The sequence below is a fragment of the Aeromonas sp. QDB62 genome (genome assembly GCF_027705695.1).
In the GTDB taxonomy this organism is placed as follows: domain Bacteria; phylum Pseudomonadota; class Gammaproteobacteria; order Enterobacterales; family Aeromonadaceae; genus Aeromonas; species Aeromonas allosaccharophila.
In genome coordinates, this window is sequence record NZ_JAPDCD010000005.1 from 1 (window position 1) to 17916 (window position 17916).

Sequence of the window (17916 nt, forward strand, 5' to 3'; positions counted from 1 at the left end):
GGCGCCTGCTTCACAAGGAAGCTGGCTCATCAGTTCGGCGTGTTCCGCCGTGCTGGTAGGGGCGCATTATAGGGAGCGAGGCCGCGATGACAAGGCTTTTTTTGAAGAAAATCACGAAAATTTCAAATTATTCAATTAGAAACAGCTTATTCAGTGTATATATACAGTGTTATCCACAATCTGGTTATTTCACTCCCATTTTAGCGTCATTTATGTCGCCTTCAGTGACCTTGGGAATGCCATACTGGAGCCGATAACCTCTCCCGAGTGGTCCATGGTAGCGCCAATCAGGAAAGCTGGTTACCATGGAGGTGAATATAGTGTTGCACCTTTTTTGCTTTCATTTACAAAAGGTCTTTTAAGATGAATTTATCCAAGTTTCCCGTATATATGCAGGCCGCAATCCTTGCTCTGGTATTGGCAGTGGTTGGCTACCTGGTTGCCCAGGCCCTGCAGTTCTCTTTGAAAGCGGAAGTGATTTTTGCAGCAGGTCTGGCCATCGGCGGTTTCGTGGTACCGCTGTTCCTGAAGCGAACCCCGGCTAATGTCGCCGAGTCGATCGCCAATCAGGAGACTTGCACCTTATATGTAGGCAACCTGCCCTATCGCGCCAACGAGATTGCCGTGCGCGAATTGTTTGCCGAACAGGGCCAGGTCATTTCAGTGCGGTTGATGAAGGACAAGTCTACCGGCAAGCGCAGAGGTTTCGGTTTCGTGGAGATGCCCGCCGCCGATGCCGCCAAGGCGATTGCCGCGTTGAATGATAAAGAGTACCAGCAGCGCACCCTCAAGGTACGTGAAGCGAATGACAAACGTGATAAAGAGGAGAGGGAAGGTAGCGAAGCTGACGTCTAACCGCTCGTCAGTACCTTACCTCTTCCAGTGATGACAGCCCCCATGCTTGCAAGGGGGCTGTCAGTTTCTGGGCCTCCCCATCCAGCCGGGTACAGTAAGCCCTGGCAATCACCTCTTCTATATATACAGGCTGCACGGCGCCATGCCCGCCATTGCTCAACAACCAGGCCACCCGTTTGGCAACGGCACTGCCCGAGTCAATCAGCTGGCATTGCGGCATCAGTTGCCCAATCTCTTCATTGAGTAGCGGGAAGTGGGTGCAACCGAGCACCAGCGTATCCGGCTTCTCTTCCCCCTCCAGCCAGTCGGCCAGCACTTCACGCAGCAACGCCATATTGACTGGTAAACCCGCCAGCTTGTGTTCGGCTTCTATGACCAGCTCGGTGGTGCCCTTGAGCAGCACCCGCTTACCGGGAGCAAACTGGGCGATCAGTTCGTGGGTATAGTCACGACTCACCGTGCCCGGCGTAGCCAGCAGACCGATGCAACCGTTGCGAGTCTGTGCAGCGGCGGGCTTGATAGCAGGCACCACCCCCACTACGGGAATATCCAGAGCCTCACGCAGGGCCGGCAGCGCTATGGTGCTGGCAGTGTTGCAGGCAATCACCACCAGATCGATATGATGACGGGCCACCATGGTGGTAACCAAACGGGTGCAGGCAGCAATCAGGGCGGGCTCGCTCAATTCACCATAGGGGAAGTTGGCATTGTCGAAGCAGTAGAAATAGTTGTGTGCCGGCAGAACGCGGCGGATCTCGCGGTAGATGGTCAGGCCACCCATACCGGAATCAAACACGAGAATATTGGCCACTTGAGCTCCCCTTTGGTGCAAGGCGGCGATCATACTCCCGCCTGCCGCCAATAGAAAAGGCCCTGCCAATGGCAGGGCCCGGGTTTTTCCCATCAAGAGGAGACTATTTACAGGGAGTAATCCATTGTCACGTAGTAAGCGCGCTCATCGGCCGGATAACCCACCGCAGTCTGATACTCCTTATCAAGCAGATTGTTGATCTTGCCAGATACCTTGAGCGCCGGGGTTACCTTGTAGCCGACCGCCAGATTCCACACGCTGTAGCCACCAAGTGTTGTGGTGTTGGCCGCATCGCCATAGCGCTCCCCCTGATAGATCCAGCTCAATGAACCATCAAACTGCTGCCACTGCGCCTGAGTCACCCACTTGGCCCCTTTGCGGGAGATCAGCTGCAACTGCTTGTCGGTTACCTTGTCTTTGGGATCCTTGTATTCGGCAGAGACTCTATGACTCAACCAGCCGGTGTCAAACTCCCCTTCCAGCTCGATCCCTTCAATACGCGCCTTGCCAACGTTCTGTGGTATCCACATACCCTGACTGTTGGGTGCCCACTGGATCATCTGTTCGAAGTCGTTGCGATAACCGGTGGCTCGCCACTCCACGCCAGCGGTTTGACCGTCCAGCATCAGCTCGCTGCTCTTCGACTCTTCCGGTTTCAGGTTGGGATTGCCAGAGCCCGGATAGTAGAGGTCGTTAAAGGAGGGGGCGCGGAAACCGGTGCCGTAGCGGGCACTCAGGCGGTAATCCTCGACAAAGCGCCAGCCTGCGCCGGTCTGCCAGGTGTTGTGACGGCCAAACTGCTCGTTGTCGTCGCTACGGCCGCTCAGCTCGCCCTGCCAGGTCTGGTTGTCAAACTGGGCAAGGGCATAGAGACCAGTGTTGTCGCGCTCTTTGGCGTCGGATGGATACGTGGCGCCGGAGGAGCGGGAGCGATCATCCAGTCGATCACTCTGCCAATCGGCCCCGCCTCCCAAGGTCCAGCTCTCGTTCAATTTCAAGCTGTTGACCCAGTTCAGGCTGTACTGGCGGGTATAGGTCCGGTTATCAGCCTGATCGCGGCCACTGTTGTCCTGATAGTCGTAAGCATCCTGTCTGGAGAAGGCGCCACGCAATTCGCTCAGGTAACGCTCGTTGTGATAGCGCGACCCCAGCTGATAGCTCTGGTTTTCAGTCCAGGTCTCGTTGCGCTGATGGGTGGCAGGCCCCCAAGCGGAAGCAGCAGAAGAGCGGTCGTACTGGGCGACATTGCGAAACCAGCGGGTCGTACCGAACAGATCCCAGTTGCTGCCAAGCGCCTGTTGGTAGTCCAGCATGGCGTTGTAGCCCTGATGCCCGTGACGGTCGCCATCGTTGATACCGGGCAGGGGATGCACGTTGTAACCCGATTCATCATCGAAGCCACCGGCAACCTTAAGTTGACCGGCCTCGCCCACCTGGCTGGCGCTACTGAAAGCGGCCTGGCGCTGTTGATGGGAACCGGCACCAATATTGAACTTGTGCTGATTGGTCCCCTTGTCGGGGCGGGTAATGATGTTGATCACCCCGCCGATGGCGTCAGAACCGTAGATGGTGGCGCGCGGGCCGCGGATATACTCGATCCGCTCTACCTGATTGAGCGGCAGGTTATTCAGTTCGGTCATCCCGGCGGTCAGGGAGGCACTGCGCACCCCATCCACCAGCACCAGCGTCTGGGAAGAGGTGCCGCCACGCACTCGCAGCGAGCTGAGCTGGCCACGGCCGCCATTGCTGACCACTTCCACGCCGGGCAGGGTCTTGACCACATCGGTCACGGTCTGGGCTTGCAGACGATCGATCTCGTCCCGGGTCACCACATTGACCGGGGCAAGCACGCTGGAGGCGGGTTGGGCGACGCGGGTGGCGGTCACCACCATGGTGGGATTGACGGGAATGGTCAGCTGCTGGGCAAACGCCGCCGTCGGCAACAGGGCAGCCGCCAGAAATTTCTTCGACATGAGAGATCCTTAAGTTCGCGTAAGTATCTACTTCGTGGCCGGTTTCTCTCGGCCCGAAATACGAACTCTGGCAGGTCTTCGGGCTCGGGGGCTGATGGCCTACGGCGACGGCTTCCCGCCTGACGGCAGTGCCCTGATGTCGCTTCGTTCCCCCTTACCGCTGCGCGCCAGCTCCGGATTCTCACCGGATTCCCTATTAAGCATGATGCGCCAAAGCGGGAGGATTATAGGCAGAGCCAAGCTGGATGTATAGCCATCCAGATTTCTATTTATTGCCCGCCAGCGCCGCCAGCCGCTGTTGCGCCCCCTCCATCACCGCCTGTACCCCGGGATGGGAGAGATGGCGCCCTGCCGAGACCAGATAATAAGAGAGGGTGACGTCGGTGAGGGTCGCAATCCGCTCCACCCCGTAGAGACGGCCAATTTCGTCGGCCATCGCCAGCGGTGCCGGGAAGATCCCCATCCCCGCCTTGCCGAACGACTTCATCAGGGTGGAGTCATCAAACTGCCCCACCAGATGAGGATGAATGCCCTGCTGGCGATACCACGCCAGCAGCCGATCGTGGGTGGCCGACTTCTCTCCGGGGATCAGCAGCGGCAACCCCTCCAGCGAGGCGGGAAAGCCATCCCGTGCCCGCACCGCCAACTCGGGACTGGCAAACAGCGCCAATGGACTGCGCCCCAGCTCGTGGTTGTAGCCGCGCACACCGCTGTCGGGAGGAAGCGGGCGATCGATCAGCACCATATCCAGCTTGTGGCGGGCCAGCTCGCTGAACAGCTGCTCGGCCCGCTCCTCGTGACACACCAACCGCAGCGGGGTCGCCAGCGCCATGGCGGGGGCCAGCAGCTCGAACGCCAGGGTGCGAGGTACCGAATCGGCGATCCCCACCTGCATGGTCAGTTCCTGACTGGCGTGGCGCAGGGTATGCTCCAGTTCGGCGCCGAGCGAGAAAATCGCCCCCGCCTGCTCCTGCGCCTGCAGTCCGGCGGCGGTCAGCACCAGACGCCGCCCCACCCGGTTGAACAGCGCCACCCCGAGGGACTGCTCCAGCTCGGCGACCTGACCGCTGATGGTCTGCGGCGTGAGGTGCAGCTGTTCGGCAGCCTGCGTCACGCTGCCACTGCGCGCCACATGCCAGAAGTAGTAGAGCTGTTTGTAGTTGAGCATGCCGTTCCCTATCAGTTTTTTCCGAACAACTATCAGCGAGAATCTGATTTTATCGAAACATTGCGGGCTCTAGCATGCAACCATTATCTGAACTGCCCTGCGAACCATCATGCTGGACGTTGTTGTTCTCTTCTTTCTGTTTGGCCTGCTGGCTGGCCTGGTGCGCTCCGAGCTCAAGCTGCCGCCAGCCCTCTACGACACCCTCTCCCTCTTTCTGCTGCTGGCCATCGGCCTCAAGGGCGGCGTCGGTCTGGCCCAGCAGTCCTTGCTGCCCCTGCTGCCACAACTGGCGCTGGTGATCCTGCTCGGTGTGGTGCAAACCCTGCTCGGCTTTGCCGTGCTGCGCCTCAAGATGAACCGGGTCGATGCCGCCGCCACTGCCGCCCACTACGGATCGGTCAGCGTTGCCACTTTTGCGGTCGGGGTTAACTGGCTCACCGAACGGGGCATCAGCTTTGAATCCCAGCTCTCCATTTTCCTCGCGGTGATGGAGATCCCGGCCATTCTGGTGGGCATAGTGCTGGCCCGCGGCATCAGTCGCGAAACCCGCTGGCGCATGCTGGCCCACGAGACCTTCCTCGGCAAGGGGGTGACCCTGCTGCTGGGCGGCATGGCCATCGGCTATCTGGCTGGTCCGGACGGGATTGCCCCGCTCAAACCGCTGTTTGTCGACCTGTTCAAAGGGGCGCTGGCGCTGTTCCTGCTGGAAATGGGCCTCATCGTCGCCCGCCAGTGTCAGGACTTGCGCAAGCATGGCTTCTTCTTGCTCGGCTTTGCGCTGTTGATGCCGCTCGCCTCAGCGGGACTGGGATTGGCCGTTGGCCAGCTGATGGGGCTCTCCCTCGGCGGCCTGACCCTGCTGGCGACTCTGGCGGCCAGCGCCTCCTATATTGCCGTGCCGGCCACCATGCGCATCGCCGTGCCTCAGGCCAACCCGGGGTTGTCCCTCAGCGCCGTGCTGGGGATCACCTTCCCGTTCAACATCATGCTGGGGATCCCGCTCTACCACAGCTGGGCCCGCCACTTCACGGAGTAGCCACATGCAGACCGAGAGCCGCACCCTGCTGACCGTCATCACGGAAGCCAATCTGGAACCCACCCTGCTGCGCACCCTCACCCGCGAGGGGCTGCGCGGCTACACCATTATGGATGCCCGCGGCCGGGGCGATCACGGCGAGCGCAACGCCAGCTGGAGCGAGAGCGGCAACATCCGGCTGGAGGCGATCTGCAGCCGGGAGCAGGCGGAACGGCTGCTGGCCCATCTGCAGAGTCGTTACTACCCCGATTACGCCATGATCGCCTTTCTGCAACCGGTTGAAATCGTGCGACCCGAGAAATTCTGAGCCGGTTTGCCGGCTCTTTTTGTTTACCGAAAGCAAACGTTTAACAGCAAGGAACCAGAAAAGATGAACACCCCTCCCCTGATCGGCCTGGTAATGGGCTCCGACTCCGACTGGCCCGTGCTGCAGGCTGCCGCCCGTATCCTCAAGGAGCACGGCGTGCCCTACGAGGCGCAGGTGGTCTCGGCCCACCGCACCCCGGACCTGCTGTTCGAGTATGCCGCCACTGCCCGCGATCGCGGCCTGAGCGCCATCATCGCCGGGGCCGGTGGCGCCGCCCATCTGCCGGGCATGGTCGCCGCCAAGACCACGCTGCCGGTGCTGGGGGTGCCTATCCCCTCCCGCCATCTCAAGGGGATGGACTCCTTGCTCTCCATCGTGCAGATGCCAAAAGGGGTGCCAGTCGCCACCTTCGCCATCGGCGAGGCGGGGGCCGCCAACGCCGCCCTGTTCGCGGTCTCCCTGCTCTCGGTCACCCGGGATGACGACGCCCCCCGCTACCGGCAGCAGCTCGACGACTTCCGCACCCACGAGCGCGACCGGGTGCTGGCGCTGCAACTGGAGGAGCCGACATGATCCTGCCTCCCGCCACCCTCGGCATGCTGGGAGGCGGCCAGCTCGGCCGCTACTTCGTGATGGCCGCCCACCGCCTCGGCTACAAGGTGGTGGTGCTGGATCCCGACCCCGCCAGCATCGCCGGTGCCGCCGCCGATCACCATATTGTCGCCCCCTATGACGACACCGCCGCCCTGCACGAGCTGGCCAGCCGTTGCGCCGCCGTCAGCTGCGAGTTCGAAAATGTGCCCGCCGCCACTCTCGCACTGCTCGAAAAACAAAAACCGGTACACCCGGCCGCCAGTGCGGTGCGGGTCTGTCAGGATCGGCGCGAGGAGAAAGCCTTTCTGCACGGCGCCAACATCCCGGTCGCCCCCTATCTGGCGCTAATGCCGGAGGAGCCCATCCCCGCACAGGTCAGCGCGCTGTTCCCCGCCATCCTCAAGACTGCCCGCGAGGGGTACGACGGCAAGGGGCAGTGGCAAGTGAGCGATCTGGATGAGCTGGCGACGGCACTGGCAGCCAGTAGCGTGCCCTGCGTACTGGAGCAACGGCTGGCGCTGGAGGGGGAGTTTGCCCTGACCCTGGCCCGCAGCCCGAGTGGCGCCATCAGCGCCCTGCCGCTGGTGCAGAACTGGCACAGCGGCGGCATTCTCGATCAGACCTGCTCCCCGGCCAATGTGCTGGCGCTGGAGAGTAAGGCAAAAGCGATCGCCGAGCGGCTGATCGCGGCGCTCGATTACATCGGGGTGCTGACGGTGGAGTTCTTTCTGGTGGAGGGACGGCTGCTGGTCAACGAACTGGCGCCCCGCCCCCACAACTCGGGCCACCCCAGCCTCGACAATGCCGCATGCAGCCAGTTCGAGTTGCAGGTGCGCGCCCTCTGCGATCTGCCGCTGCCAGAGCAGATCGCCGTGCGGCCCGCCCTGTTAATCAACCTGCTGGGGGATCTCTGGCAAGACGGCACGCCGGACTGGACCGCCCTGCTGGCGCTGCCCGGCCTGCATCTGCACCTCTATGGCAAGGGCGAACCCCGCCCCGGCCGCAAGATGGGTCACATAACCATCTCCGGCGACGAGTGGCCAACGGTGGCGGAGACCTGCCGCAAGGCCCGCCAGCTGTTGGGGCTAGCGCCACACTGATCGACCATCGGAAATGCAAAGACCCGGGCATGGCCCGGGTCTCTGTTATTGCTTGCTGTGGCAGGGAGGCTAATCAGGCCCGCTCCACCGTTACCGGCGCCGGCAGGCGGATGGTGAGGGAGAGCACCAGCGCCACCACCAACAACACCAGGATCAGGTTGAAGGTCGCCATAAAACCGCCAAACAGGGAGGCCACTATGGAGCCGATGATGCTGCCCAGACCAAAGCCCAGATAGATGACACCGTAGTTCTTGGTCAGGTTGTTGAGACCGAAGAAGTCGCTCACCAGCGAGGGGTAGACGGTGATGGTGCCGCCGAAGCTGAACGCCACACAAGCCACCGCCACGAAGAACAGGTTGGCATTGAGCGGCACGAACAGTAGCAGCACCATGCCCGCCAGGGTAATCAGCTGGGCGATGGTGATGACCCGGATGCGGGACATCTTGTCGGAGAGGATACCCAGCACCAGACGACCACCCAGGTTGGCCATGGCGATGATGGCAACGGCGTTGGCAGCCACCACGGCTGGCAGGCCCACCATGTTTTCGCCGATATCCTTGGCCACGCCGATAACGTAGAGGCCGCTCATGCAGGCGGTGAGGAACATCAGCGCCAGCATCCAGTACTGCGGCTTGCGCATCGCCTCGGCCAGGGTGAAGTCACGGCTCTCGCTCTGTTGCAAAGAGGCGGCCTGCTTGGGCGCATCCTTCATCAGCATGCCGCCCACCAGCACCATGGACATGGCGATCAGCCCCCACAGCTGGAAGGTGGTCTCAAGGCCGGAGCTGGAGAGCAGCAGCAGGTTGATGTATTTGAAACCGAGGCTGCCGAGGCCATAGGCACCGATGGAGCAGGCGGAGATCAGCCCCTTGCGCTCCGGGAACCACTTCACGCAGTTGGAGAGGGTCATCAGGTAACCGGTACCGTCGGCAAAACCGACCAGAATGCCCGCGCAGAGGTAGAGCATCGCCAGATTGCTGGCGTGGGCGGTGAGGAAGAAGCCGATACCGAGCAGCACGCCGGCGCCCAGGGTTACGTTGCGCACCCCGAACCGCTCCTGCAGCTTGCCCGCCATGGAGGAGGCGACCGCCAGCGAGAGGCTGAGCAGACCAAAGGCAAAGGCCACCTGACTCACCGGCTCGTCCAGCTTGTCGGAGAGCTGGGCGTTGAACAGGCTCCAGGTGTAGACAGAACCCAGTGCGAACTGGGTGATGATGGTACCGATCAGTGTCAGGTACCGGGTGCGATTCATCTCTTTGGTCATGATGCGTCTCGGTCGATGGCCTTAAGGAAACTGGGGCCACTATAGACAAGACGCTGTTCGCGCCGATCGATTAAGGCATGAAATGCAGATCGGCGGGAATGAATGACAATCAGAGCCGCATCAGCTGACGGAACGCCTTGATGTTGCTGCGACTGACCGGCACCTCGAACGGCAGATCATGGAGCCGGATGAGATAGGTGCTGTTAAACCAGGGCACTATTTCGCGGATCTTGTTGATGTTGACGCAGTAGGAGCGGTGGCAGCGAAAGAACCCCTCGGCAGGCAAGCGGCTGACAAACTCGCTGATGGTCATGGTCATCACGTAGCGGTCATCGCGGGTATAGACATAGGTGAGCTTCTCATCGGCTTCCGCGTAGTAGATCTGCTCGCAGGGGGTGACGATGATGCGCTCCCCCTTCACCAGATTGACGGTGCGATTGTGCGGGCTGCTCCCCTCGCCGTTCGCCTCCCCCGTGGTGGCAGGCTGCGACTTGCCCGCATGCTCGAGCTTTTGCAGCAGATTAATGATGCGTGGCTCGTTGTAGGGCTTGAGGATGTAGTCGAACGCCTCCAGCTCGAACGCCTCCACCGCGAACTCCTTGTAGGCGGTGACGAAGATGATGTGGGGCGGATGGCTCGACTTGTGCAGGTTCTTGGCCAGCAGCAGGCCATCGATAGAGGGGATCTGGATATCGAGAAACACCACGTCCACCTCGTGATCCTGCAGGTATTTGAATGCCTCCAGCCCGTCCTCGAAGCTCGCCACTATCTCGATCTGACTGTGCTGGTTCACCAGATAGATCAGCTCTTCGCGAGCCAGATATTCGTCTTCCACAATGATCGCTTTCAGCATGGCATTGCCTCCTGATCCGGCAGATAGAAACTCACTTCGGTACCCGGCTCCAGCCGCTTGAGGTGCAGACCATCGCCATAGAGCAGCTTGACCCGCTGATGCACGTTCATCAGACCGATGCTGCGGCTCTCCACCCGACCGGCGGCGACCCCGTCGATCACCGCCTGACTGATGCCGTAACCGGTATCCCGTACCGATACCCGGATGCCGCCCGCCAGCTGTTTCACCTCGATGGTGACCCGACCCGGCGCGCTGCGGGGCTGGATGCCGTGCAGGATGGCGTTTTCCACCAGCGGCTGCAACAGCAGGCTCGGCACCTGAATGTGGACATCGTCCACCTCGAACACCACCTCCAGCTTGTCGCCGAAGCGGGCCTGCTCGATGGCCACGTAGTCGCGCACCTGCTGCAGCTCCTCCTGAATGTCGATCAGCTCATCACCCTTGTTGAGGTTGTAGCGCAGGTAATCCGCCAGATTGGCGATGAGCTGGCGCGCCTGCTGGGGTCGGATGCGGATCAGCGACGAGATGGCGTTGAGGGCATTGAACAGGAAGTGCGGGTTGATCTTGCTCTGCAACGCGGTGAACTCCGCCTTGCGGGTCATCTCCTTGAGTTGCTCGATGCGCGACACCTCCATCTGGGTGGAGATGAGCTGGGAGAGACCCACCGCCATCTCCCGCAGGGAGCTGGTGATGCTGTGAGTGCGGCGGTAGTAGATCTTGAGGGTGCCGCTGACCGAGCCGTTTTCCCGCAGCGGAATAATGATGACCGAGTGAAAATCGGAGAGGTGATACTGACGCAGATCGTTGTTGATGATGATCTGGTCGAGCAGCACCGCCTGCTGGGTCATGCCGCTGATGGCGTGGTGCTCGTCCAGCTCGTAATAGTCCTTGCCCACCCCGACATAGGCCAGCACGTCATGGGTATCGGTGATGGCCACCGCATCGGCGCTGATGTCGCGCCGGATCACATCGCACACCTGACTGAGGGAGTGGCGATCGATGTTCTGGAAGAAGGGCAACGTCTTGTTGGCGATATCGAGCGCCAGCTTGGCCTGCTTGGCGGCAATCAGCTCCTTCTCGTCATCGAGATCCTGCACCAGCTTGATGATAAGACCGATACAGAGCGCCCCGGCGATCATCGGATAGGCGATATGGCTGACGATCTCCACCCCCACCTCATGGGGTTCGGTCAACAGCCAGATCAGCAGCATGGTCAGCCCTTCGCACAGCATCCCCGCCAGAATGCCGTAGAGCCAGAGCCGTGACTTGCGGCAGCGCAGGTGCAGCCAGGTGGCGAGCAGACCGGCGATGATGCTGGCGATAAGGCAAGGGATGGAGGTGTGACCATCCATGTCGATGAGGTAGCGGTGCAGGCCGGAGATGACCCCGGCCGGAATGCCGACCCAGGGGCCGAACAGGATGCCGCCGGAGATGATGGCGATGATCCGCACGTTGATCAGCGCCCCCTCCACCGGAATGCCGGTGTAGGTGCTGAACACCGCAAACAGACAGAAGATGGAGGCCACCAGCACCAGCTCCGCCGGGGTGTGATCCCGCTTCTGGAACAGCCGCTGGAACGGCCGGGTACGGGTCAGAAAGAAGAGGGTCATCAGCATCAGCGCCGCCCGTTCGAACACCGCCAACAACATCATCTGATTCTCAAGCATCTACGCCCCCTTGCAGCAACCCGACCGATCACCATAACCCTGACCAATAAATCGGGGCCGGATAAACCAGCCCCTGTGACATCAACAGTACTGCCCGGCCACCCAGCCGGAGGACCAGGCCCACTGGAAGTTGTAACCACCAAGCCAGCCGGTCACATCCACTACTTCGCCGATGAAGTAGAGGCCGGGCACCTTGCGCGCCTCCATGGTCTTGGAGGAGAGCTCGTTGGTATCGACGCCGCCCAGGGTCACTTCGGCGGTGCGATAGCCCTCGGTGCCGTTGGGCAGGATCTGCCAGTCACCCAGCAGGTTGGCCACCGCTTCCAGCTCACGCTCGTTGTACTGGCGCATCGGCTTGCTGACCAGCTGGCCCAGCTCCACCAGCTTGTCGACGAAGCGCTTGGGCAGCTCGCGCCCCAGCACGGTTTTCAGCTCCTGCGCCGGGTGCGCCTGCGCCCACTCGCGCAGGGCGGCTGGAATATCCAGCTCCGGCAGCAGATTGATATGGATCTTCTCGCCGGCATGCCAGTAGGAGGAGATCTGCAGGATGACGGGGCCGGAGAGGCCGCGATGGGTGAACAGCATCGCCTCCTTGAAACGGGTGCCATCCTCGGCGGTCACCGCTACCGGCAGGCTGATACCCGCCAAATCGGCGAACGCCTCTTTCTCTGCCTGATGGAGGGTAAAGGGCACCAGCCCGGCACGGGTCGGCAGCACGTTGAGGCCGAACTGCTCCGCCAGCTTGAAGCCGTAAGGGGTAGCCCCCAGCTTGGGCATGGAGAGGCCGCCGGTCGCCACCACCAGCGAGTGACAGCCGATCTCACCCTTGCTGGTGGTCAGCACGAAACCCTCGTCCTGTTTGCTGACGGTGAGGATCTCGGTCTGGAACTGCAGGGTTACCCCGGCCCAGTCGCACTCGGTGAGCAGCACATCGACGATCTCCTTGGCGCTCTCGAGGCAGAACAACTGTCCCAGAGTGCGCTCGTGATAGTTGACCCCGTGGCGGTCCACCAGATCGATGAAATCCTGCTGGGTGTAGCGGGCCAGCGCCGACTTGCTGAAGTGAGGGTTGGCGCAGAGGTAGGCGTGGGCGCCCGCCTGATGGTTGGTGAAGTTGCAGCGACCACCGCCACTGATGAGGATCTTACGGCCCGGCTTCTTGGCGTTGTCGAGCACCAGCACGGAGCGGCCACGGTAGCCTGCCTGCGCCGCACACATCAATCCGGCCGCACCGGCCCCAATCACCACCACATCGACCTGCTTCATCATCACTCACTTATCAAAATAGAAACGGCACTTGGCCAGAACCGTGATTGCCTCTGGCGGAACAGAACGTTGGTTTCGCATCAGAATAAACAACGGCCCTTAAAAGGGCCGTTATTGTACTGGCTGAACACTAAGTGTCCACGACTATCAGGCGTTGCTGTCCATGATGCTGGCAGGGGCGCCCTTGGCCAGTTCGGCCAGCTCCTTGTCGATGAAGTAGAGGCCTTTGCCATCTTCACCCACCAGACCGAGACGGTCGACGATGCTCTTGAACAGCTTCTCCTCTTCATGCTGCTCGGCCACATACCACTGCAGGAAGTTGAAGGTGGAGTAGTCCTGAGTGGTGAAGGCCACATGGGCCAAGCCATTGATGCACTTGGTGATGTGGTATTCGTGCTCCAGCGTGGCGCGGAATACGTCGCCCAGCGACTTGAACTCGTGGGGAGGGGCATCGATGGCACCCAGACGCGGCATGGCGCCGGTCTCGCTCACGTAGGTGAACAGACGCTCCATGTGCTGGCGCTCCTCGACCGCATGTTGGCGCAGGAAGGTCGCAGCCCCTTCGAAGCCCTTGTCTTCACACCAGGCACTCATCTGCAGATAGAGATTGGAGGAGTAGAACTCCAGGTTAATCTGCTCGTTCAACTTCTCGATCATGGCTTGGGCCAGCATCTTGTTTCTCCTCAGTGATTTGGTATCGATTGTCGCCACACTCCCGCCGCGAATCAACCCGCCAACGAGAGGGAGATCCCGTTTCTTTCAGCTCAGGGGGTCAGTTCGCCAAGGGAGGCGACATCCACCGGCGCCGCGTAATCGACACCCGGCAGCTCGAAGCCGTTGAGCTGCATGAAATCCTGCCGCAGCCCGACAAAATCCCCCAGCCCGTGGAAGTTGTCCGGCGTCACCTTGGGCCAGAGGGCCGAGACGGCGGCCTGAATGGCCGGGTCGAGCTCGTGGTCATCCATCCGGATCAGCCGGTTGCCATCGGCCACCACCCCATTGGCCCCGTACATCTTGGCGGCAAACAGCCGCTGCATCTGCTCGATGCAGCCTTCGTGCACACCGCGCTCCTTCATCACCCCCATCAGCAGGCCCAGATAGACCGGCAGCACCGGAATATAGGCGCTCGCCTTGGTCACCAGCGCCTTGCAGACCGATACCCAGGCGTGGCCACCGATCTCGGCCAGCAGCAAATTGATGGTCTCGGCGGTGGCGTGCAGATGCTCCTTGGCATAACCGATGGTGCCATCCCGATAGAGGGGATAGGTGGTTTCGGGGCCGATGTAGGAGTAGGCCACGGTCTGGGCGCCGGGGGCGAGGCAATCGGCCTGCTGCAACGCCTGCATCCAGAGCTGCCAATCCTCGCCGCCCATCACGGTGACGGTATCGCGGATCTCCTCTGGCGTGGCGGGCGCCAGCGACTGCTGCACCAGGGTATCGCGCTCCAGATCCAGCCCCCAACCGCTGAACGGCTGGCCGGTGGTCTTGAGCACAGAACGCACTTGCGTGCCATCTGGCAGCACCCGAATGCCGCTCGCCAGCGAGTAGATCACCAGATCCACCTGCCCCAGCTGCTGGCGGATGGTATCGATGGTCTGCTGGCGCATGGCATCCGAGAACGCATCACCAATCAGGTTGATGGCGATACGCCCCTCCTGCTCCGCCTCCTTGCGAAACCAGATGTTGTTGTACCAACCGGCGCTGCCGAGTCCCTTGTCGGAGGGGCCACGCTCGAACGAGATACCGATGGTGTCGGCACCAGCCCCAAAGGCGAGCGCAATGCGCGACGCCAGCCCGAAACCGGAGGAGGCCCCCAGCACCAGCACCCGCTTGGGCCCGTTGAACTGGCCAGCGGCCTTGATCCGTTCGATCTGCTGCTGCACGGCTGCGCGACAGCCGATGGGGTGACAGTTGCGGGCAACACAACCTTGAATCTGGGGATGAATGATCATGGGAAGGCCTCCAAAGAAACTGGCTACAGCATAACCAACTCGCAGGAGATTAACTTGATGCCGGACCGCTATCAGTCAGAAAAGCGGCAAGAAATGAGGCAGAAAAACAAAAGGGAGCACGTGGCTCCCCAAAGCGGTATTCAGATGCTTTTTGTTGTTTTGTGTTCATTGCGAAGCACGGGCCCATCCTATGCCTCTCCCCTATCATGGGCAAGCCAAAGGGTGTGACCGGCTTCAAACTCCTGTTTAATTTATAGGCAAATAATGGTCGGTAACTGAGTGGCCAACCCTGCGACGTTAAAAATTAAACTCATTTAAATCCCGAAACTGTGTCTACGACACCATTTTAGTTTCAGCAGAGATGGGTATAGTGGAGTGAAGGATCGGTAAGGAGATATCCCATGAGTGGAACAACCTATTACAAGCATATTCTGGCCGCGATCGACCTCTCTGAAGATAACCGCAAGGTGATCGACAAGGCGGTGGACAGAGCCCATTCCAACGGCGCCAAGCTGTCGGTTATCCATGTCGATGTGGACCTCAAGGATCTCTACACCGAGATGATCGATATCGACATCGACAACGTGCAGGATCAGGTGATCGCCGAAGCGAAAGAGAAGCTGGAGGCATTTCTGGCCTCGGTGGACTATCCCATCGAGAAGAAGCTGGTGATCTGCGGCGATCTGAGCGAGCGAGTCAATCAGGCGGTCAAGGAGTACGAGATCGATCTGCTGGTGTGCGGCCATCGCCAGAGCTTCTGGAGCCTGCTCACCTCCAGCGCCCGTCAGCTGATGAATACGGTGCCGTGCGATCTGCTGGTCGTCCCCTTGCAGAAGTAATGAAACCGGCGTAGTTTGATTTGCTATGAACATGACCGCATTCAATCACAACTACTGGTGGTGCTGCTCCTAAACAGGCGGCACCGCGTTTCTATTCGAGATTTTCCCAAAGAAAACACCGTGACCGCCGAGAGGCGGTCAACTGTTTTTATCCCTTTGTCGCCTCCCGGCTCACCCAACTGGAGAGAGTGACATGCACAACCCCGTTATCCTGACTGGCGATCGTCCCACCGGCAAACTGCACATCGGCCACTATGTCGGTTCCCTGCGCCAGCGCGTCGACGCCCAGCACCACTACCGTCAATTCGTGATGATCGCCGACCTGCAGGCGCTGACCGACAACGGCCACAACCCGGCCAAGGTGACCGACAACGTGCTGGAGGTGATGGCCGACTATCTGGCGGTCGGCCTCGACCCGGCCAAAACCACCTTCTGCCTGCAGAGCGCCCTGCCCGCCCTCGCCGAACTCACCTGCTACTACCTCAATCTGGTCAGCGTCGCCCGACTGGAGCGCAATCCCACCGTCAAGGCGGAGATCCAGCAGAAAGGGTTCGAACGCACGCTGCCGGCCGGTTTTCTGGTCTATCCGGTCAGTCAGGCCGCCGACATCACCGCCTTTCGCGCCAGCCACGTGCCGGTCGGGGAAGATCAGCTGCCGATGCTGGAGCAGACCAACGAGATCGTCCGCCGCTTCAACACGCTAGTTGGCAAAGAGGTACTGACCGAGTGTCAGCCGATCCTGAGCGACACCGGCCGCCTGCCCGGCATCGACGGCAAGGCCAAGATGTCCAAATCCCTCGGCAACACCATCGAACTCGGCATGTCGGCAGAAGAGGTCAAACAGGCGGTGTTCGCCATGTATACCGACCCCAACCACCTCAAGGTGAGCGATCCGGGTCAGGTGGAGGGGAATACGGTGTTCGCCTATCTCGATGCCTTCCACCCCGACAAAGAGCTGGTGGCCGAGATGAAGGCGCACTATCAGCGCGGCGGACTGGGCGATATGCGCTGCAAACAGGTGCTCAACGACTGTCTGCAGACCCTGCTCGCGCCGATGCGGGAGCGCCGTCAGGCCGCCATCGCCGACAAGGACAAACTGCTGGAGCTGCTCTATCAGGGCACCGAGCAGGCCCGCATCATCACCGACGAGGTGTTGGCCGAGGTGAAAAGCGCCATGGGACTGGATTACTTCGCCAGACTGCGCTGAGCCGGGGTGCCGAGCGCATCGGTGCCGTAGAGGTCGAACACCAGCTGGTGCAGCAGGCTCTTGAACCAGCCGATCGCCTCGTCGTGGGCGGTGAGCGGGTGCCCTGCCATCAGGTAGACGATGGGGATGGCGGGGTCGAGCTGGTGCATCCGCAGCGGGTAGTAACGGCAGAAGTGGCGTCCGATCATCTCGGGCACCACCACCAGATAGCGGCCGGTGGCCATCAGCGGTGGCACCGCCATAAAGCTCGGCAACCGCACGCCCAGCTCCCGCTCCACCCCGAAACGGGCCAGCCAGAGCTCCACCATCGCCTGACTGTGACCCCAGCTGGAGGTATGGATGTGGGGGCGGCTCACCAGCTCTACCGGGGTCAGCACATCGGGCAATTCACTGCCGAGTGGCGACAGGCAGACCAGCGGGTTGTTGAACCACTCCTCCCGCCACAAGCGGGGTGAGAGATGATTCGCCCCGGCGAAGCCGATCACCAGATCCAGCTCCCCCTTCTCCAGCTCCCGCTCGTAGTTGCTGTCGGCCAGCTCGCACACCTCAAGCCGACAGTGAGGGGCCTGCCGATGGAGCCTGTCCACCAGCACCGGCACCAGCCCGTGCTCCACCGAGCCCGGGGTGGCGATACGGAAAATCCGCCGCGCGGTAGCAGGATCAAACCCCTTGGCCTGCCGCAAGCCCTGCTCCAGCATCGCCAGCGCCTGACGCACCGGCCCGGCCAGCGCCTTGGCCCGCTCGGTCGGCATCATCTCGCGCCGGCTCATCACGAACAGGGGGTCGTCAAGAGCCGTTCGCAGCCGCCCCAGCGCATGACTGACGGTGGACTGGGAGAGGTGCAGCCGCTCGGCGGCACGGGTGACGTTGCGCTCCTGCATCAGCATGTCGAATACGGCGAGCAGGTTGAGGTCGAGACGGGCGAGTGAGCTATCCATCGATATTAGCCATAGTTAAATGCCAACAATTCATTTTTACCATAGTAACAGATTACCTAGAATGCGCTGGCTTAATACATCGGAGA

The 17916-nt window shown here is 61.1% G+C and carries 17 protein-coding genes and 1 riboswitch; of the genes, 7 read left to right on the forward strand and 10 right to left on the reverse strand.

Annotation, left to right across the window (positions count from 1 at the left end; translation table 11 throughout):
• The first annotated feature begins 363 nt into the window (after positions 1-363).
• Positions 364-855: an RNA recognition motif domain-containing protein gene (locus tag OKC27_RS03690; RefSeq protein ID WP_042063539.1), complete on the forward strand. Its 492-nt coding sequence runs from the start codon at positions 364-366 to the stop codon at positions 853-855.
• Positions 856-862: 7 nt separating this feature from the next.
• Here the strand turns inward: OKC27_RS03690 and murI are convergent, their stop codons facing one another.
• The 3 genes from murI to OKC27_RS03705 form a co-directional block, all read right to left on the reverse strand.
• Positions 863-1666 (reverse strand): glutamate racemase, encoded by an 804-nt coding sequence (gene murI / locus OKC27_RS03695; protein ID WP_088868056.1) that lies wholly within the window; start codon positions 1664-1666, stop codon positions 863-865.
• 107 nt (positions 1667-1773) lie between these two features.
• Positions 1774-3639, reverse strand: a complete 1866-nt coding sequence (locus tag OKC27_RS03700) for a TonB-dependent receptor domain-containing protein (RefSeq protein ID WP_182938615.1) — start codon at positions 3637-3639, stop codon at positions 1774-1776.
• A gap of 52 nt (positions 3640-3691) precedes the next feature.
• Positions 3692-3869: riboswitch (cobalamin riboswitch) on the reverse strand.
• 35 nt (positions 3870-3904) lie between these two features.
• The gene (locus OKC27_RS03705; RefSeq protein ID WP_182938614.1) at positions 3905-4807 is read right to left on the reverse strand and encodes a LysR family transcriptional regulator; all 903 of its coding nucleotides are present in this window, start codon (positions 4805-4807) and stop codon (positions 3905-3907) included.
• 109 nt (positions 4808-4916) lie between these two features.
• Here OKC27_RS03705 and OKC27_RS03710 point away from each other — a divergent pair, with 109 nt between their 5' ends.
• The 4 genes from OKC27_RS03710 (at position 4917) to OKC27_RS03725 (ending at position 7844) form a co-directional block, all read left to right on the forward strand.
• Positions 4917-5843, forward strand: coding sequence for a sodium-dependent bicarbonate transport family permease (locus OKC27_RS03710; protein ID WP_182938613.1), 927 nt, complete (start codon positions 4917-4919; stop codon positions 5841-5843).
• Between the two features lie 4 nt (positions 5844-5847).
• Positions 5848-6150 carry a P-II family nitrogen regulator gene (locus tag OKC27_RS03715; RefSeq protein ID WP_182938612.1) on the forward strand — a complete coding sequence of 101 codons (303 nt, stop codon included), beginning with the start codon at positions 5848-5850 and terminating at the stop codon, positions 6148-6150.
• A 63-nt stretch (positions 6151-6213) separates the two neighbouring features.
• The gene (purE, locus tag OKC27_RS03720; RefSeq protein ID WP_182938611.1) at positions 6214-6723 is read left to right on the forward strand and encodes a 5-(carboxyamino)imidazole ribonucleotide mutase; all 510 of its coding nucleotides are present in this window, start codon (positions 6214-6216) and stop codon (positions 6721-6723) included.
• Positions 6720-7844 (forward strand): 5-(carboxyamino)imidazole ribonucleotide synthase, encoded by a 1125-nt coding sequence (locus OKC27_RS03725; protein WP_182938610.1) that lies wholly within the window; start codon positions 6720-6722, stop codon positions 7842-7844. The genes purE and OKC27_RS03725 overlap by 4 nt, the downstream gene beginning before the upstream one ends.
• A 73-nt stretch (positions 7845-7917) precedes the next feature.
• Here the strand turns inward: OKC27_RS03725 and OKC27_RS03730 are convergent, their stop codons facing one another.
• From OKC27_RS03730 to fabV, 6 genes are all read right to left on the reverse strand, one after another.
• Positions 7918-9108 carry an L-lactate MFS transporter gene (locus OKC27_RS03730; RefSeq protein ID WP_163129633.1) on the reverse strand — a complete coding sequence of 397 codons (1191 nt, stop codon included), beginning with the start codon at positions 9106-9108 and terminating at the stop codon, positions 7918-7920.
• Between the two features lie 109 nt (positions 9109-9217).
• The gene (locus OKC27_RS03735; protein WP_182938609.1) at positions 9218-9961 is read right to left on the reverse strand and encodes a LytR/AlgR family response regulator transcription factor; all 744 of its coding nucleotides are present in this window, start codon (positions 9959-9961) and stop codon (positions 9218-9220) included.
• Positions 9955-11628 carry a sensor histidine kinase gene (locus OKC27_RS03740; RefSeq protein WP_042063551.1) on the reverse strand — a complete coding sequence of 558 codons (1674 nt, stop codon included), beginning with the start codon at positions 11626-11628 and terminating at the stop codon, positions 9955-9957. The genes OKC27_RS03735 and OKC27_RS03740 overlap by 7 nt, the downstream gene beginning before the upstream one ends.
• 81 nt (positions 11629-11709) lie before the next feature.
• On the reverse strand, positions 11710-12894 hold the full coding sequence (locus OKC27_RS03745; protein ID WP_162518095.1) for an NAD(P)/FAD-dependent oxidoreductase: 1185 nt from the start codon (positions 12892-12894) through the stop codon (positions 11710-11712).
• 147 nt (positions 12895-13041) lie between these two features.
• Positions 13042-13566 carry a non-heme ferritin gene (gene ftnA / locus OKC27_RS03750; RefSeq protein WP_042063553.1) on the reverse strand — a complete coding sequence of 175 codons (525 nt, stop codon included), beginning with the start codon at positions 13564-13566 and terminating at the stop codon, positions 13042-13044.
• A 92-nt stretch (positions 13567-13658) separates the two neighbouring features.
• Positions 13659-14846, reverse strand: coding sequence for an enoyl-ACP reductase FabV (gene fabV / locus OKC27_RS03755; RefSeq protein ID WP_270805955.1), 1188 nt, complete (start codon positions 14844-14846; stop codon positions 13659-13661).
• Between the two features lie 401 nt (positions 14847-15247).
• On the opposite strand from fabV, the gene OKC27_RS03760 reads away from it, so the two are divergent.
• Together OKC27_RS03760 and trpS are read left to right on the forward strand one after the other, a co-directional pair.
• Positions 15248-15685 carry a universal stress protein gene (locus tag OKC27_RS03760; RefSeq protein ID WP_270805957.1) on the forward strand — a complete coding sequence of 146 codons (438 nt, stop codon included), beginning with the start codon at positions 15248-15250 and terminating at the stop codon, positions 15683-15685.
• Positions 15686-15878: 193 nt separating this feature from the next.
• Positions 15879-16892, forward strand: coding sequence for a tryptophan--tRNA ligase (trpS, locus tag OKC27_RS03765; protein WP_182938607.1), 1014 nt, complete (start codon positions 15879-15881; stop codon positions 16890-16892).
• On the opposite strand, the gene OKC27_RS03770 is transcribed toward trpS, so the two are convergent.
• Positions 16871-17830, reverse strand: a complete 960-nt coding sequence (locus OKC27_RS03770; protein ID WP_182938606.1) for a LysR family transcriptional regulator — start codon at positions 17828-17830, stop codon at positions 16871-16873. The two genes, trpS and OKC27_RS03770, sit on opposite strands and share 22 nt — an antisense overlap.
• Positions 17831-17916 lie beyond the last annotated feature (86 nt).

Coding starts and splice junctions, on each gene's coding strand:
- OKC27_RS03690 (WP_042063539.1), top strand. CDS start 364: ATGAATTTATCCAAGTTTCCCGTATATATGCAGGCCGCAATCCTTGCT.
- OKC27_RS03700 (WP_182938615.1), bottom strand. CDS start 3,639: ATGTCGAAGAAATTTCTGGCGGCTGCCCTGTTGCCGACGGCGGCGTTT.
- OKC27_RS03705 (WP_182938614.1), bottom strand. CDS start 4,807: ATGCTCAACTACAAACAGCTCTACTACTTCTGGCATGTGGCGCGCAGT.
- OKC27_RS03710 (WP_182938613.1), top strand. CDS start 4,917: ATGCTGGACGTTGTTGTTCTCTTCTTTCTGTTTGGCCTGCTGGCTGGC.
- OKC27_RS03715 (WP_182938612.1), top strand. CDS start 5,848: ATGCAGACCGAGAGCCGCACCCTGCTGACCGTCATCACGGAAGCCAAT.
- purE (WP_182938611.1), top strand. CDS start 6,214: ATGAACACCCCTCCCCTGATCGGCCTGGTAATGGGCTCCGACTCCGAC.
- OKC27_RS03725 (WP_182938610.1), top strand. CDS start 6,720: ATGATCCTGCCTCCCGCCACCCTCGGCATGCTGGGAGGCGGCCAGCTC.
- OKC27_RS03730 (WP_163129633.1), bottom strand. CDS start 9,108: ATGACCAAAGAGATGAATCGCACCCGGTACCTGACACTGATCGGTACC.
- OKC27_RS03735 (WP_182938609.1), bottom strand. CDS start 9,961: ATGCTGAAAGCGATCATTGTGGAAGACGAATATCTGGCTCGCGAAGAG.
- OKC27_RS03740 (WP_042063551.1), bottom strand. CDS start 11,628: ATGCTTGAGAATCAGATGATGTTGTTGGCGGTGTTCGAACGGGCGGCG.
- OKC27_RS03745 (WP_162518095.1), bottom strand. CDS start 12,894: ATGAAGCAGGTCGATGTGGTGGTGATTGGGGCCGGTGCGGCCGGATTG.
- ftnA (WP_042063553.1), bottom strand. CDS start 13,566: ATGCTGGCCCAAGCCATGATCGAGAAGTTGAACGAGCAGATTAACCTG.
- fabV (WP_270805955.1), bottom strand. CDS start 14,846: ATGATCATTCATCCCCAGATTCAAGGTTGTGTTGCCCGCAACTGTCAC.
- OKC27_RS03760 (WP_270805957.1), top strand. CDS start 15,248: ATGAGTGGAACAACCTATTACAAGCATATTCTGGCCGCGATCGACCTC.
- trpS (WP_182938607.1), top strand. CDS start 15,879: ATGCACAACCCCGTTATCCTGACTGGCGATCGTCCCACCGGCAAACTG.
- OKC27_RS03770 (WP_182938606.1), bottom strand. CDS start 17,830: ATGGATAGCTCACTCGCCCGTCTCGACCTCAACCTGCTCGCCGTATTC.